At 52.1% G+C, this 15600-nt stretch carries 14 protein-coding genes; 7 read left to right on the top strand and 7 right to left on the bottom strand.

Features of this window, described 5'->3' with window-relative positions:
- The first annotated feature begins 7 nt into the window (after positions 1-7).
- Positions 8-1288 carry an MFS transporter gene (locus tag JK231_RS06820; RefSeq protein ID WP_038645712.1) on the top strand — a complete coding sequence of 427 codons (1281 nt, stop codon included), beginning with the start codon at positions 8-10 and terminating at the stop codon, positions 1286-1288.
- 35 nt (positions 1289-1323) lie between these two features.
- On the opposite strand, the gene JK231_RS06815 is transcribed toward JK231_RS06820, so the two are convergent.
- Complete coding sequence (locus tag JK231_RS06815; protein ID WP_097116574.1) at positions 1324-2217, bottom strand: TIGR01777 family oxidoreductase; 894 nt, start codon at positions 2215-2217, stop codon at positions 1324-1326.
- 202 nt (positions 2218-2419) lie between these two features.
- Here JK231_RS06815 and yfcF point away from each other — a divergent pair, with 202 nt between their 5' ends.
- Entirely contained in the window at positions 2420-3061 is a 642-nt protein-coding gene (gene yfcF, locus JK231_RS06810) for a glutathione transferase (RefSeq protein ID WP_038645717.1), read from the top strand.
- A gap of 111 nt (positions 3062-3172) precedes the next feature.
- On the top strand, positions 3173-3718 hold the full coding sequence (gene yfcD / locus JK231_RS06805) for an NUDIX hydrolase YfcD (RefSeq protein ID WP_034825091.1): 546 nt from the start codon (positions 3173-3175) through the stop codon (positions 3716-3718).
- A gap of 46 nt (positions 3719-3764) precedes the next feature.
- Here yfcD and JK231_RS06800 read toward each other — a convergent pair whose 3' ends face one another.
- The 3 genes from JK231_RS06800 to ackA form a co-directional block, all read right to left on the bottom strand.
- A complete protein-coding gene (locus tag JK231_RS06800; RefSeq protein ID WP_211728250.1) occupies positions 3765-5024 on the bottom strand; it encodes a 4-aminobutyrate--2-oxoglutarate transaminase in 1260 nt (419 codons plus the stop codon).
- 493 nt (positions 5025-5517) lie between these two features.
- Positions 5518-7662, bottom strand: a complete 2145-nt coding sequence (gene pta, locus JK231_RS06795; RefSeq protein ID WP_176505707.1) for a phosphate acetyltransferase — start codon at positions 7660-7662, stop codon at positions 5518-5520.
- A gap of 73 nt (positions 7663-7735) precedes the next feature.
- Complete coding sequence (gene ackA, locus JK231_RS06790) at positions 7736-8938, bottom strand: acetate kinase (RefSeq protein ID WP_097116577.1); 1203 nt, start codon at positions 8936-8938, stop codon at positions 7736-7738.
- A 339-nt stretch (positions 8939-9277) separates the two neighbouring features.
- On the opposite strand from ackA, the gene yfbV reads away from it, so the two are divergent.
- The 3 genes from yfbV to JK231_RS06775 all read left to right on the top strand — a co-directional run bounded on the left by yfbV (position 9278) and on the right by JK231_RS06775 (position 11049).
- On the top strand, positions 9278-9730 hold the full coding sequence (gene yfbV / locus JK231_RS06785; RefSeq protein WP_034825085.1) for a terminus macrodomain insulation protein YfbV: 453 nt from the start codon (positions 9278-9280) through the stop codon (positions 9728-9730).
- 150 nt (positions 9731-9880) lie between these two features.
- The gene (locus JK231_RS06780) at positions 9881-10375 is read left to right on the top strand and encodes a YfbU family protein (RefSeq protein ID WP_097116578.1); all 495 of its coding nucleotides are present in this window, start codon (positions 9881-9883) and stop codon (positions 10373-10375) included.
- Positions 10376-10389: 14 nt separating this feature from the next.
- Positions 10390-11049 (top strand): sugar phosphatase, encoded by a 660-nt coding sequence (locus JK231_RS06775; RefSeq protein ID WP_058961295.1) that lies wholly within the window; start codon positions 10390-10392, stop codon positions 11047-11049.
- Positions 11050-11075: 26 nt separating this feature from the next.
- On the opposite strand, the gene yfbR is transcribed toward JK231_RS06775, so the two are convergent.
- The 3 genes from yfbR to JK231_RS06760 all read right to left on the bottom strand — a co-directional run bounded on the left by yfbR (position 11076) and on the right by JK231_RS06760 (position 13336).
- Positions 11076-11675, bottom strand: coding sequence for a 5'-deoxynucleotidase (gene yfbR / locus JK231_RS06770; RefSeq protein ID WP_034825080.1), 600 nt, complete (start codon positions 11673-11675; stop codon positions 11076-11078).
- Positions 11676-11857: 182 nt separating this feature from the next.
- Entirely contained in the window at positions 11858-13075 is a 1218-nt protein-coding gene (locus tag JK231_RS06765) for a pyridoxal phosphate-dependent aminotransferase (RefSeq protein ID WP_211728249.1), read from the bottom strand.
- Positions 13076-13102: 27 nt separating this feature from the next.
- Entirely contained in the window at positions 13103-13336 is a 234-nt protein-coding gene (locus tag JK231_RS06760) for a hypothetical protein (protein WP_211728248.1), read from the bottom strand.
- A gap of 704 nt (positions 13337-14040) precedes the next feature.
- On the opposite strand from JK231_RS06760, the gene lrhA reads away from it, so the two are divergent.
- Positions 14041-14964 (top strand): transcriptional regulator LrhA, encoded by a 924-nt coding sequence (gene lrhA / locus JK231_RS06755; RefSeq protein ID WP_034825076.1) that lies wholly within the window; start codon positions 14041-14043, stop codon positions 14962-14964.
- Positions 14965-15600 lie beyond the last annotated feature (636 nt).

Here is a 15600-nt window from a genome sequence, read left to right as displayed (position 1 = left end):
GATGGTGATGCAATCGAACGAATACTGGTTTGGCTTACCGAAAAAGATGTTTTGGGGCTTCCTCGCTATCGCGATTTTCATGGCGGGTGATGGCTTTGAAATGGCGTTTCTGTCGCGCCATATCACCGACATGGGCTTTACACCTGCGCAATCTGCGGTGGTGTTTACTTTCTATGGTTTAGCGGCGGCGCTGGCGGCCTGGGCGTCGGGCGTGGTGGCTGAGCTGATCACCCCGCAGCGCGCCATGATGATTGGCTTTGTGCTGTGGATCGTGATGCATGCGCTGTTTATGTCGCTGGGGCTTGGTCTGCGCAACTATCCGCTGATGGTGCTGTTCTACGGTATCCGCGGGCTGGCTTATCCGCTGTTTATCTACTCGTTCATGATGATGCTGGTGCAGGTCTTGCCACGTGAGAAACTGGCAGCAGCTACCGGCTGGTTCTGGGCAATGTATTCCGTCGGCATCGGCGTGGTCGGCAGCTATTTGCCAAGCCTGACCATTCCGATGCTGGGGGAAACCGGGACGCTGTGGCTGGCGATTATCTGGGTGGCCTGTGGTGGAATTCTGGCGTACTTCAGTCTGCGCAACGTGCCGGTGGATCGCTCACGTGTGAATTTGCCGATGCGTGACAAAATGACCGAGATGTCGCGGGCCGTGACCATCCTGTTCACGAATCAGCACGTGTTTTATGCCTGCCTGATTCGCATCATCAACACGCTGTCGCTGTTTGGTTTTGCCATCATCATGCCACTGCTGTTTGTCGATCGTCTCGGCTTCACTATCTCTGAATGGCTGCAGATCTGGGCGGTGTTCTTCTTTGTTACCATTTTCACCAACATCTTCTGGGGCATCACCGGTGAGAAGCTAGGCTGGATCCGCCAGGTGCGCTGGTTTGGTTGCCTGGGAATGGCGATTTCCAGTCTGATGTTTTATTACCTGCCGCTGTATGCCGGTCACAACTTCTGGGTGGCGCTGATTCCGGCAGTGATGCTGGGGATCTTTGTGGCGGCATTTGTACCGATGACGGCGGTATTTCCAACGCTGGAACCGCATCATAAAGGTGCCGCCGTCTCGATCTACAACCTGTCGGCGGGCCTGAGCAATTTCGTGGCTCCGGCTATCGCCTCAGTGATGCTGCCGTTCTTTGATATCGTCGGGGTGGTATGGGCTTATACCGCGCTGTATGTGTTTGCGGGGGTGCTGACCTTTATCATTCGCGTGCCGCAGCCGGGACATACGCGTGAAGAGAGGGCGGTGAAATCGCGAGTAGCGGAACAACGCAGCTAAGCGAAAAACGGCGGCTCAGGGCCGCCGTCTGTTTATCAGACCACATCCTGCAGCGCTTCCTGCAAATCATACCAGCGGAAGCCAAAACCCGACTCCTCCAGCCGTTTCGGCAAAACATGCTGCCCACCCAGCACCAGCACGGCAGATTCTCCCATCATCAACTTAATCGCGCTGGCTGGGGTGCGCATAAACGCCGGTCGATGCATCACGTGGCCGAGTGTGGCGGCGAACTGCTCATTGCGCACCGCATAAGGCGCAACCATATTGAACGGTCCGCTCAGGTCGTTATTGTCGATCAGCCAGATTATCGCGTTAACCAGATCGTCAATGTGAATCCACGGCAGATACTGCTTCCCACTGCCAATCGGACCGCCGACGCCAAGTTTGAACGGTAGCTTCATTTTTGCCAGCGCGCCGCCTTCCTCTGCCAGCACTACGCCAGTGCGTAATAAACAAACCCGGGTGCGATCGCTCTGTGCATTAAGTGCCAGCTGTTCCCAACGTGCACACAGGGCATGAGTGAACTCATCGTGACCGGGATCGTCTTCCGTTAATACCAGATCGCCGGTATCACCATAAAAACCGGTCGCGGATCCGGAAATTAAAAAATGCGGTGGGTTGCTGCTGGCGTGGATCAGCGAAACGATTTGCTCGGTGATCTGCCAGCGACTTTCACACAGCCGCTGTTTCTGTTGTTCGGTCCAGCGTTTATCGGCGATCGGCTCGCCCGCCAGATTAATCACGCCATCAATACCGTCGAGATCGGTTTGCTGATTGATACCGGACCAAAGCGAAACGCGAGGATCCAGTTTGTCCCGTGCCGCCGCGACATCTCGGGTGACGACGTTCACCTGATGCCCGAGCAACAGCAGGCGCGGTATCAGATGGCGGCCTATCAAACCTGTGCCACCGGTAATAAGCAGGTGCATGCTGAGCCTCCTTGTAATTTATTTTCTGCTCAGACTGATCATAGAAGAGAAGCGCACGGATAGCGTGACAGCGCTTACGCTAATGAAGAAAAAGGGAAAGTTTGTATTGGTCTTAAGGTCAAAGATCCGACCAGCACACCATTGCCTTAACAAATAAAAATCGGTAAATAGAAAGCACACCTGATGCTTATTGAGGCAGCCGATGAACTATCCATCCATCACCTTGTGGTCCGATGCATCCTTTTTCAGCCCTTACGCCATGTCTGTCTACGTTGCACTCACCGAGAAAGGCATTCCTTTCACCCTGAAGCGCGTGGACTTAGCGCAAAACGCTCAGCTTGATGATGACTACCGCGCGCTGTCGCTGACGTGTCGCGTACCTACGCTGCAGATTGATGATCTGGTGCTCAATGAATCTTCAGCGATTGCTGAATACCTCGAAGAGCGTTTTCCGGCCCCTGAATTTGAGCGTCTCTATCCACGCGATCGTGAAAAGCGTGCGCACGCGCGTGAAGTGCAGGCGTGGTTGCGCAGTGATTTAATGGCGCTGCGTGCTGAGCGTCCGACGGAAGTGCTGTTTGCCGGCGAGCGCTTTGCGCCATTAACCCCGGCAGGCGAGCAGGCGGCAAGCAAATTGATCGCGGCGGTTCAGCGTCTGCTTCCGGATGGACAACAAAACCTGTTTGGTGAATGGTCGATTGCCGACACCGATTTGGCAGTGATGATTAACCGCCTGGCACTGCATGGCGACACGTTACCGGTGAAATTGCAGCATTACGCCGAGTTTCAGTGGCAACGTGCGTCAGTGCAATTGTGGCTGGCCGAATCGGGTAAGTCGCGCTAAGCACGAAGAGCCTTGCGGAGGCGAAAAGAACGCTTTACCTTACCGCTCATTCTAATAAGGCATCGCAAACAGGCGCGTGCTGGGCACGCCGAAAACAGAAAAGGGTTACGGATGGTGGATCAAACGGCAGATAGCGGTATCGAGTGGGTTGATATCGTTAGTGAAGAGAACGAAGTCATTGCGCAGGCCAGCCGTGCGCAGATGCGTGCGCAGAATTTGCGTCATCGTGCGACCTACATCGTGGTGCATGATGGTATGGGCAAAATTCTGGTGCAGCGTCGTACTGAAATCAAAGACTTCATGCCGGGTATGCTCGATGCGACCGCCGGTGGCGTAGTGCAGAGTGGTGAAGACATGCTGGAATCTGCACGCCGTGAAGCGGAAGAAGAGTTAGGGATCGCCGCAGTGCCGTTTGCCGAGCATGGTAAATTCTACTTCGAAGATGAGCACTGCCGCGTCTGGGGTGGATTGTTTAGCTGTGTGTCACATGGCCCATTCGCCATGCAGGAAGAAGAAGTGGATGAAGTGTTCTGGATGACGCCAGAAGAGATCACTGCACGCTGCGATGAATTCACCGACGACTCGCTCAAAGCCGTATCACTGTGGCTGAGCCGCAACAGCGATGCCGCGCGTCGCAAGCAGAGCAGCGAATCCTGATTCCCGCTACGTTCGAACAAGGCGCCCAACGGCGCCTTTGTTGTTTCTAATGCTCACGTAAAATGTCTTTGAGCAGTTGCAGGGCCTTATCAAACTGTGGCTGCGGAATCGTCAGCGGATAAAGAAAACGGATCACATTACTGTGTACGCCACAGGTCAGTAAAATCAGCCCTTGTGCCAGCGCCTGTAACTGAATCGCTTTGGTGATTTCTGCTGATGGTCGGCCTGCGTCATCCTGAAACTCTGCCGCAACCATTGAGCCGTAACCGCGCACCTCAGCAAGGGATGTGCATCCTGCACTCCGCAAAGTGGCACTGAGCTGTTCGCCCAATTGATTAGCGCGTGCGCACAGCTGTTCTTCATCAATAATATCCAGCACGGCATGCGCGGCGGCTATCGCGGGCGGGCTGCCCGCATAAGTGCCACCTAAACCACCCGGCTCAGGGGCATCCATCACTTCGGCACGCCCGGATACGGCCGATAACGGAAACCCGCCCGCCAGACTTTTTGCCATGGTGATCAAATCTGGCTGCACATCGTAATACTCACTGGCGAACAGCTTGCCGGTGCGTGCAAAACCGCTCTGAATCTCATCGGCGATTAACAAAATGCCGTGACGATCGCATAAGGCACGTAAAGCAGATACAAACGCTGGTGGCGCAATATAAAAACCGCCTTCGCCCTGCACGGGTTCGAAAATGATCGCCGCCACCTGCTGTGGGCTGATATCACTGCGGAAAATCGCTTCCAGACTCTCTAATGCCTGATGCACGCTCACGTTGTGCAGCGCATTAGGATACTGGGCGTGAAATACCGAACCGGCAAACGGCCCAAAGCCGGTTTTGTAAGGCACGACTTTGCCCGTCAGTGACATCGTCATATGGGTGCGCCCGTGGAATGCGCCTGTGAACGCAATAATGCCGGGACGCCCGGTCGCCGCGCGGGCAATCTTCACCGCGTTCTCTACCGCTTCTGCACCGCTGGAAAAGAAGGTGGTTTTCACCTCGCCACTAATGGGCACGCGCTGGTTAAGCCGCTCAGCGAGATGAATATAATTCTCGTAAGGGATAACCTGAAACGCGGTATGGGTAAAGCTATCCAGCTGCTGCTGCACGGCCGCCATCACTTTCGGATGACGATGCCCGGTATTCAGCACCGCAATGCCTGCCGCAAAGTCAGTGTATTCACGCCCATTCTGATCCGAAACCGTGGCGTTTTCCGCCTTAACCGCATAGAAATCACACATCACACCCACACCGCGCGGCGTGGCCTTCAATCGACGACGGTGCACATCACTGCTGCTCATCATTCACCTCGCAAGTCACGGGAGCCTGAGATCAGTGTGATCGTCAGGATGTTTTTTTGCCAGTGAACCACTGCGTGAAAGTCGCCACGTTACATTCGCTCTGAATGCGAAGGTGTGCGCCACAAAAGCGATGATGAAGTTTGAAGGGCAGGGAAGAAGAGTATTAACAGAAACGTACGACATAGCCTTTCATGACAAACAGTCAGAATGCTGAGGTGTGCACCTCAAAAGCGATGATCAAGTTTGAAAGACAGGGCAGGCCAGTGCGAAGAGCGAAGCGTCCGCGCCATGGACGGCGCGGCCGATCTGCAGGGATGCGTTAATCCTTCGCGATCGGACTGGCCTTCCCTGTCGTTTGCACCGAGCATTCAGCGACAACTGCACCCAGCCCACAGCAACACCCAGCCTTCACCACCCACCAATCTTAAAGCAAAAAAAAAGAGCACAAGGTTTAACCCTCATGCTCCTTACGTTCAGCAGAAAGAAAAAGGAATTAACCTTCCGCCTGCTTTGACTGAATCGCGGTCAGTGCGATGGTATAAACAATGTCATCCACCAATGCGCCACGTGACAGATCGTTCACTGGCTTGCGCATACCCTGCAGCATCGGCCCGATGGAAATCAGGTCGGCCGAACGCTGAACCGCTTTGTAAGTGGTGTTACCGGTGTTCAGATCCGGGAAGATAAACACGGTCGCACGGCCTGCAACGGCAGAGTTTGGTGCTTTCGACTTCGCCACATCTTCCATAATCGCAGCGTCATACTGCAACGGACCATCGATCACCAGATCAGGACGTTTCTCCTGCGCGATACGCGTCGCTTCGCGTACCTTCTCAACGTCGCTACCCGCACCGGAGTTACCGGTTGAGTAAGAAATCATCGCCACGCGTGGATCGATACCAAAGGCTTTGGCGGAATCCGCAGACTGAATCGCGATCTCTGCCAGCTGTTCTGGATTCGGATCCGGGTTAATCGCGCAGTCACCGTACACCAGCACCTGCTCAGGCAGCAGCATAAAGAACACGGAAGACACCAGTGAACTGTTTGGCGCGGTCTTGATCAACTGCAACGGCGGACGAATGGTATTGGCGGTGGTATGAACAGCACCTGACACCAAACCGTCCACTTCACCGCGCTCCAGCATCATGGTGCCGAGCATCACGTTATCTTCCAGCTGCTCCTGCGCGACCACTTCGGTCATGCCTTTGCTCTTACGCAACTCAACCAAACGCGGCACATAATTCTCGCGCACCACTTCTGGATCGACAATCTCAATGCCCTGGCCCAGCACCACACCCTGAGCGGCAGCGACACGCTGGATCTCATCCGGGTTACCCAACAGTACACAAGATGCAATGCCACGCTCGGCACAAATCGCAGCGGCTTTCACGGTACGCGGCTCGTCGCCTTCTGGCAGCACAATGCGTTTGCCTGCTTTACGTGCCAGCTCGGTCAGTTGATAACGGAAGGCTGGTGGAGACAGACGACGGCTACGTTCGGAAGTCGCAGTGAGTGATTCCACCCAATCGGCATCGATAAAGCTGGCCACATACTCCTGCACCTTCTCAATGCGCTGGGTATCATCTGCAGGCACTTCCAGATTAAAGCTCTGCAGGCTCAGTGAGGTCTGCCAGGTATTGGTTTTCACCATAAAAACCGGCAGGCCCGTCTGGAAGGCACGTTCACACAGACGCGCAATCGGTGCTTCAATCTGATAACCACCGGTCAGCAACACGGCACCGATCTCAATACCGTTCATGGCGGCGAGACAAGCTGCAACCAGCACGTCTGGACGATCGGCCGATGTCACCAGCAGTGAACCCGGACGGAAGTGCTCCAGCATATGCGGAATGCTACGTGCGCAGAACGTCACCGATTTCACGCGGCGGGTCTGGATCTCACCTTCGTTAATGATCTCTGCATTCAGATGGCGGCACATATCGATGGCACGCGTCGCGATCAGATCGAAACTCCAGGGTACACAGCCCAGAATCGGCAATGGGCTGTTAGCAAACAGCTGCTTAGGATCGATATTGGCAATATTTGCTTTCGTCGAATCATCGAAAATTTCAGACAGGTCAGGGCGCGTACGACCCTGCTCATCCACTGGCGCATTCAGTTTATTAATGATCACGCCGGTGATGTTTTTGTTCTTACTGCCGCCAAAGCTGCTTTGCGTTAATTCAATGCGCTCTTTCAATTGCGCAGGCGAATCATTGCCCAGCGCCGTCACAAACACGATTTCCGCATTCAGGGTTTTTGCGATTTCATAGTTCAGTGAAGAGGCAAACTGATGCTTGCGGGTTGGCACCAGTCCTTCAACCAACACCACTTCCGCGTCTTGCGCATTAGCGTGGTAGTTAGCGATGATCTCTTCCATCAACACGTCTTGCTGGTTCGAACCCAGCAGTGACTCAACGCGTGACATCTGCAGCGGTTCAGCGGCAGGGATCGCGGAGTTCTTACGAATGATGGTGGTGGTCTGATCGGGCGCATCGCCGCCCGCACGTGGCTGGGCAATCGGCTTGAACACGCTCAGGCGAACGCCTTTGCGCTCCATGGCACGAATCACGCCGAGGCTGACGCTGGTCAGGCCGACGCTGGTGCCGGTAGGGATGAGCATGATTGTACGTGACACTATAAAAACCTCTCAGGTGTTGCAGACTAGCCAAAACAACTCCGTCAGCCTGAGCTGACGGAGAGAAGTGTATTTAGGCGGTCAGACGCGCGGCGTCCTGGGCGATAACCAACTCTTCGTTGGTTGGGATCACCACGGCCGGGCGGGTGCCCTCTTTGTTGATAAAGCCAGACTTACCGAAGCGGGCCGCGAGGTTACGCTCGTGATCCACTTCAAAGCCCAGAAGACCCAGTTTCGCCAGCGCCAGCTCACGCACCATCGCCGCGTTCTCACCGATACCACCGGTGAACACCACGGCATCCAGACGACCTTCCATCAGCGCGGTGTAGCTGCCGATGTATTTCGCCAGACGATGGCAGAACACGTCCATCGCACGCTTGGCATCTTCTTTGGTCGCGTAGTTGTCTTCAACATAGCGGCAGTCACTGGTGACTTCGGTCAGACCCAGCAGACCAGACTCTTTGGTCAGCAGTTTATTGATCGCATCCACGCTCATACCGAGGGTGTCATGCAGGAAGAACACGATAGCCGGGTCGATATCACCACTGCGGGTGCCCATCACCAGACCTTCCAGCGGTGTCAGACCCATAGAAGTATCGACGCACTGGCCGTTACGGATAGCAGAGACTGAACCGCCGTTGCCGAGGTGGCAAGTAATGATATTCAGTTCATTAACTGGCTTGTTCAGCATTTTGGCGGCTTCCTGCGTCACATAGTAGTGGCTGGTGCCGTGTGCGCCGTAGCGACGAACGCCGTGCTCTTTGTACAGTTTGTACGGCAGAGCATAAAGATATGACTCTTCCGGCATAGTCTGATGGAATGCCGTATCAAAAACCGCCACATTCTTATCTGACAGATGAGGGAAGTTCTTCAGTGCTTCGTCGATACCGATCAGATGCGCCGGGTTATGCAGCGGAGCAAAAGAGGAAGCATCTTTAATGCCCTGAATCACCGATTCATCGATGATCACCGATTGAGTCAGCTGCTCGCCGCCGTGAACGATACGATGGCCGATTGCAGCGATTTGTGCCGAAAGCTCTGGTTTTTGTGCCAGAATAGTTTTAACAATAAAGTTCAGCGCTTCACTGTGCGCTGCACCTGCGCCGAGAGGCGCTTCTTGTTTGCTGCCTTCCAGTTTCCATTTGATACGCGCTTCAGGTAAATGGAAACACTCCGCCAGACCTGACAGATATTCGTCACCGGTGGCTGGATTGAGGATGGCAAACTTAAGTGAAGAGCTGCCGCAGTTCAGAACCAGTACTAACTTCGTTGACATGGAAGTACCTATTGATTAAAGAGTGGCTAAAAATAACGCAATCAGACTAACAGCGTAGCCCATGAATGCTGGTAGATTAATGATTAACATCATGCGGTAGTCAAAAAGAGACCGACATGCAAAAAAATTTCGGTAATTTTACGCAGATTTTTGAAATCTGCTTAGCGAAACATGGCTCTGAACCGCTCTTTTATTGAGCTGAAGCTTCCGGTAATGTTGCTAAAACGGCGTCAGAATACCCACTGTCACCCGCAAAGACAAAATCTTTTGAAGGATGTCACGTAAAGTTGTGTAGTTATCATTATATTTTAATCGTTGCAGAATTAGTTGAGGTCTATCATGGCGAATGACACAAGCAATCCCGGCTGGTTTGGTTTATTCCAGAACGGTCAGCGTTACATGAAGACCTGGCCAGCCGATAAGCGACTGGCCCCCATGTTCCCGGAAAACCGCGTGGTGACGGCAACGCGTTTTGCCATCCGCTTTATGCCCCCGCTGGCGATATTCACCCTGACGTGGCAAATCGCCATGGGCGGACAGTTGGGACCGGCGATTGCCACCGCACTGTTTGCCTGCAGTCTGCCGATGCAGGGATTGTGGTGGCTGGGTAAGCGCTCCATCACGCCATTGCCGCCGACGTTGCTGCACTGGTTCCACGAAGTGCGCGCAAAACTGGAAGAAGCGGGACAAGCGATTGCCCCTGTTGATGGTAAACCGACTTATCAGGCGCTGGCCGATGTGCTGAAGCGCGCCTTCAAACAACTCGACCGTACCTTCCTCGACGATCTTTGATCGATCATCCCCTTTTACTGCCAGAGAATGTGTGCAGTAACCGGGTTTAAATCAAAGAAAAGTGATGCGGGCAAACACGCATCGCTTTCCTTGTGTAATCATTTATCCATTGTTAAATCTTAAGCGGCCGTGATGGCCCGGGAGCGAACCGTGGAAATGACCCATGCACAACGACTGATCCTCTCCAATCAATACAAAATGATGGCGATGCTTGAGCCGGAAAATGCGGAGCGCTATCGCCGCTACCAGACCATCATCGAACGGGGCTACGGCCTGCAATTGCGCGAACTCGACAAAGAGTTTGGCGAGCTAACGGAAGCCACCTGCCGCCAACTCATCGATATTATGGAAATGCACCATGCGCTGCATGTCTCCTGGTCGAACCTGAAAGAAGCCAATAATATCGAAGAGCGCCGTCTGGCGTTTCTCGGCTTTGATGCGGCCACCGAGGCGCGCTATCTCGGCTATGTGCGCTTTATGGTGAACGTCGAAGGACGCTACACCCATTTTGATTCTGGAACTCACGGCTTCAATGCTCAGACGCCGATGTGGGAAAAATACCAACGTATGCTGGCGGTGTGGCACACTTGTCCGCGTCAGTATCATCTTAGCGCGAACGAAATCGCGCAGATTCTTAATGCCTGAATAAGGAGCAACGCGTGGAGTACAGGGGTTTTCTGTTTGATTTGGACGGTACATTGGTGGATTCGTTGCCTGCGGTGATCCGCGCATGGTCATTGTGGGGCGAGCGCCAGGGTCTTGCGGCGGAAGAAGTCCTGAACTTCATACACGGTAAGCCAGCGATCAATTCACTGCGCCATTTTATGGCAGGCCAGTCTGAAGAGGCGATTCAGGCGGAGTTTATGTGGCTTGAGCGTTTAGAAGCAGAAGATACGCAGGGCGTGCAAGCGATTCCGGGGGCAAAGGCATTGCTCGCCACACTCAACGAACTGCAGATTCCCTGGGCGATAGTGACTTCAGGATCTATCCCGGTGGCTCACGCGCGTCACAAAGCGGCGGGTTTACCGATGCCGGAGGTGTTCATTACCGCAGAAAACATCAAATTGGGTAAACCGAACCCGGAGCCGTATCTGCTGGGTGCTGAACGCCTGGGACTGCCTGCAGCGGAATGCGTTGTGGTTGAAGATGCGCCCGCCGGCATTATTGCCGGGCTGGAGGCGCGCAGTGCAGTGGTTGCTGTTAATGCCCCCACGGATGCCCCGCGCCTGAATGAAGTGACCTGGCAGGTGAAAACACTGGAACCGCTGGTGGTTTCACCTACAGAAAACGGCATGTTTACGCTTTCTGCCAACGTCTGACAGAACGGGCCATAGCGGCCCGTTTTTTATAATGGGGTATCCTGAGAAATTTCATCCAGCGACAGGCTAAAGCTTGGAATGAATATCTCTACAAAGTAATCCATTTCGGGGGAACGACGCTGTGACAATGTTTTCTCCAGACGTGCCTTAGCCAGCAAAAACTCGTTATTTCCTGCTGACAGCTCTTCCAGACATTTCACGTAGGCGCACAGCGCGTCAGCCTGCTTCACCACCGCTTGTTCACTCTCGCTATGCAAATGCTCGTCAATCAACGGACGGTAGGCATCCTGCAATTCCGGCGGCAACATCTCGATCAACTTCTGCTGAGCGATCTTTTCGATCTTTTTGTACTCATGAGCAATTTGCGCGTTGTAATACTTCACCGGCGTGGGTAAATCACCGGTCAGCACTTCACTGGCATCGTGATACAGCGCCAGCATCGCAATACGCTCTGCATTGAGATTGCCGTTAAATTTTTTGTTTTTGATAATGGCCAACGCATGCGCCACCATCGCCACCTGAAGACTGTGTTCAGAGACATTTTCGGTGCGAACGTTGCGCATCAATGGCCAGCGATTAATCAGTTTAAGACGGGAGAGATGAGCAAAAAAGTGGCTACGGGTCATAGACGGTTCCTGTTCTCACGGCGGGGAAGGAGTGCCTTCCCCGAGATGAAAACAGTATATACCCTTCATACTTCGGGTTGCATGTACGTTAGCTGCGTTCACTTACCCTAGTCGCTCACGCAGGTAAGCAACCTGGATTCATTCACTTGCTGCATGCATGCATTGCGGGTCAGTGTGTCAGACTACTGACGATAGCCTTGGAGGAAACGACCAAATTTATTGATCGCCATTTCCAGATCATCAACACGTGGCAAGGTGACGATGCGCACGTGATCCGGCCATGGCCAGTTAAAGGCGGTACCCTGAACCAGTAGCACTTTCTCTTGTAACAGGAAATCCAGCACCATTTTTTGATCATCAAAGACGTTGAATTTCTTGGGATCGATGCGCGGGAACATGTACAAAGCGCCTTGCGGTTTCACGCAGCTGACGCCCGGAATGTCGTTGATCAATTCCCAGGCACGTTGGCGCTGTTCATACAAACGACCACCAGGTGCAATAAACTCGCTGATACTTTGATAGCCACCTAACGCCGTTTGAATCGCATGCTGAGCAGGCACGTTGGCGCACAAACGCATCGACGCCAGCATCTCCAGCCCTTCGATATAGCCCTTAGCGTGTTTCTTCGGACCGTTTAACACCATCCAACCCTGACGGAATCCCGCAACACGGTAGGTTTTAGACAGACCATTAAAGGTCACGGTCAGCAGATCCGGCGCCAGTGCCGCAATCGAATGGTGCTGTGACTCGTCATACAAAATCTTGTCGTAGATTTCGTCAGCGAAAATGATCAGGTTGTGCTGACGCGCAATCTCCACCACTTCCATCAGCAGTTCTTTGCTGTACACCGCACCCGTTGGGTTGTTCGGGTTAATGATGACGATGCCACGCGTGCGCGGGGTGATCTTACTGCGGATATCGTCCAAATCCGGGAACCAGCCCGCAGACTCATCACACAGATAATGCACAGCTTTACCGCTCGACAGCGACACGGCTGCCGTCCATAACGGATAATCTGGCGCAGGTACCAGCATCTCATCACCACTGTTCAGCAATGCTTGCATCGCCTGCACAATCAGTTCAGAGACACCGTTACCAATGTAGATATCTTCGACGGTAACATCGCGCATATCACGCGCCTGGTAGTGCTGCATAATCGCTTTACGCGCCGAATACAGCCCTTTTGAATCACAATAGCCTTGCGAACTCGGCAGGTTGCGAATCACATCAACCAGAATTTCATCAGGGGCTTCAAAACCAAACGGGGCAGGGTTGCCGATGTTGAGTTTGAGAACTTTATTACCTTCTTCTTCCAGACGCTTAGCTTCTTTCAGTACCGGGCCACGGATGTCATAACAGACATTTTCCAGCTTGCCGGATTTATCAATTTGAAAATTCATCGTTACCGCCTTAACGGGCAGAGTCCTTTAACCTGCCACCAAAATCAAACCTGCCCAATTTACTCCTCTCACTGTCACAAAAGAAGGGCGGCTTAAGGTTTTGGCGCGTTTGCCAATGATTCCTGTCTTGGGTGGCGTAAAACGCAGTTTGCGAAGGTTAATCTGGTTAATAACTCTATTGTTTGATTTTTTTGTAATATAAAATGCTGGTGGTTTGTGCTGGCACTGTAAAGCCGTTAATCCATGGGTAATGAAGGTCATTAAGAAATTTTTTATTTACATCCTGCAAAAAAAACCATTAGCGACCTGATGAAATAGTTAAAGAAATCTTGTTGGATGTCTAAGAACTAAACAGTGCCGTTGCAGCCATCGCTGGTGCCATTAAATGTCACGCATTCTTAATCAGTTTAAGGTGGCAGCATGAAGCGCTGCGAAGTGACCTATTCTGATAACAGCAGCAGGTTAAATAGCATTTACACTGTAACTTTAACGCGGCTGCAGCAGTTTAAGAACCTGGGGGGTTAAAAAATGAGCGCTGTTGTGGCAGGATGTGGCGGAAAAGGGATTTGGTCAAAAAATGCGATGATTTGATCGAAAACATTTCCCTTTAAAGCGTAAAAATGATTAAGTATAATTTATTATTTGATGCACTTTATCGCTTCGCATCAGCATAACATGATGTTATCTCTTTTTGACCCGCAGGCCGTTTTCGCGGGAAACTAGACAACTACGCAGCTTCCAGCATCTGTGCGACATACGTCTTCGTACCCGAAGTTGTTCTGTCTTATTTGACGGCACTCCTCTGAATACAGAGTGACGTATCCGTCGGCATCCGCCTGACACGATTTTTCCATGACAGCTCCACACAGGGCTGTCATTAAGCACCATTACCTCTTATCTATTTGATAAGTAGGGTAATACACCAGGGTAGTAGTTTTAAAAAATCTTATAAGTGAAGAAAAAACATGACTAATGCAAATCGTCCGATACTGAATCTCGACCTCGATCTGCTGCGTACTTTTGTTGCTGTTGCTGACTTGAATACTTTTGCGGCGGCGGCTGCAGCAGTGTGCAGAACGCAATCCGCAGTAAGTCAGCAGATGCAACGTCTGGAACAATTGGTAGGTAAAGAGCTGTTTGCCAGACATGGACGTAATAAACTGTTGACGGAGCATGGCATCCAGTTGCTAGGCTACGCCAGAAAGATCCTTCGTTTCAATGACGAAGCGTGCACCTCTTTAATGTACAGCAACATCCAGGGCGTACTGACCATCGGCGCCTCCGATGACACTTCCGATACCATTCTGCCGTTCCTGCTTAACCGCGTAACGTCGGTCTATCCGAAGCTGGCCATTGATGTGCGCGTCAAACGCAACCCGTTCATGATGGAAATGCTGAATCAGGGTGAGGTTGATCTGGTTGTCACCACGTCCAGTCCTGGTAATTTCACCCATCAGGTCCTGCGTACTTCTCCGACGCTTTGGTACTGTGCTGCGGATTACATCTTCCAGCGCGGCGAAGCCATTCCACTGGTGCTGCTGGATGAGCCAAGTCCGTACCGTGACATGGCTATCGATCACCTGAATGAAGCGGGCATCCCATGGCGCATTTCCTATGTTGCATCAACGCTGGCAGCAGTGCGTGCGGCAGTGAAAGCGGGTCTGGGTGTCACAGCACGCCCGGTTGAGATGATGAGCCCAGAGCTGCGTGTAATGGGTGCGGCTGAAGGGCTGCCGGTATTGCCCGATACTCAGTACCTGCTGTGCCGTAACCCAGACAGTGATAACGAGTTGGCGCTGGCGATCTTCAACGCGATGCAGTCCACCAACGATCCTTACAATCTGACGGCAAATCCAGATGGCACCCTGCTGCTGGATGACGAAGAGTAAGGTCAACAATAGCGGGTTATTCCTTCACGTTGGAATACCGTTTAATTGTTAAAACTTATCAAAATGAGCCTTAGACTGATAAACATCAGCTAAGGCTTTTTTTATGCATTTTAATTCACGCTTTCTAACGCGATTCACCACCAATAATTTTCTTCTCTTCCTGAAAAATGGAAATTGTTCCATTTTTGCTCAAAGTGGAACTTCTTTATCATTCCGTGCCATCTTTCCCTGGGCATTTGCCTGTACCGATCGCCGATTTTTACAGCAAAAAACACCATTATGTGTTCTGGATCAAAAAAATACCCCCTATAAGGGGGGGGAAATCCCTGTAAGACCTGTCAAAATATGATTGTTAAATGCACGATCCATGCATGTGAATACCCGCTACACTGAAATTAACCTCACAAACTGAAGCGATTTAGCTGGTATGATGGGGTTCATTTGTTAATAATATGCTACGGGTGTTAATTAATGTTTGGATGCTTTTGTCAAAGTTGACAAAAGGTTATAGAAAGGAGTAAAAAACCCCATAAAATTGCTGCTTATTTGATAATGACAGCATAGTTTACAAGGTTTTTTATCCTTCCCTTGAATTCATGTGGTGTGTTTGCTGCAACAGTGCAGGATGCCAGCGCC

This window comes from Pantoea sp. JGM49 (assembly GCF_018257655.1).
GTDB classification, from domain to species: Bacteria; Pseudomonadota; Gammaproteobacteria; order Enterobacterales; family Enterobacteriaceae; genus Pantoea; species Pantoea communis.
This window is presented reverse-complemented; position numbering and strand designations above follow the sequence as displayed.

Bases quoted from the DNA above. Each gene is read 5' to 3' on its own strand.
- JK231_RS06820 (WP_038645712.1), top strand. From the start codon at position 8: ATGCAATCGAACGAATACTGGTTTGGCTTACCGAAAAAGATGTTTTGG.
- JK231_RS06815 (WP_097116574.1), bottom strand. From the start codon at position 2,217: ATGCACCTGCTTATTACCGGTGGCACAGGTTTGATAGGCCGCCATCTG.
- yfcF (WP_038645717.1), top strand. From the start codon at position 2,420: ATGAACTATCCATCCATCACCTTGTGGTCCGATGCATCCTTTTTCAGC.
- yfcD (WP_034825091.1), top strand. From the start codon at position 3,173: ATGGTGGATCAAACGGCAGATAGCGGTATCGAGTGGGTTGATATCGTT.
- JK231_RS06800 (WP_211728250.1), bottom strand. From the start codon at position 5,024: ATGAGCAGCAGTGATGTGCACCGTCGTCGATTGAAGGCCACGCCGCGC.
- ackA (WP_097116577.1), bottom strand. From the start codon at position 8,938: ATGTCAACGAAGTTAGTACTGGTTCTGAACTGCGGCAGCTCTTCACTT.
- yfbV (WP_034825085.1), top strand. From the start codon at position 9,278: ATGGCGAATGACACAAGCAATCCCGGCTGGTTTGGTTTATTCCAGAAC.
- yfbR (WP_034825080.1), bottom strand. From the start codon at position 11,675: ATGACCCGTAGCCACTTTTTTGCTCATCTCTCCCGTCTTAAACTGATT.
- JK231_RS06765 (WP_211728249.1), bottom strand. From the start codon at position 13,075: ATGAATTTTCAAATTGATAAATCCGGCAAGCTGGAAAATGTCTGTTAT.
- JK231_RS06760 (WP_211728248.1), bottom strand. From the start codon at position 13,336: ATGACCTTCATTACCCATGGATTAACGGCTTTACAGTGCCAGCACAAA.
- lrhA (WP_034825076.1), top strand. From the start codon at position 14,041: ATGACTAATGCAAATCGTCCGATACTGAATCTCGACCTCGATCTGCTG.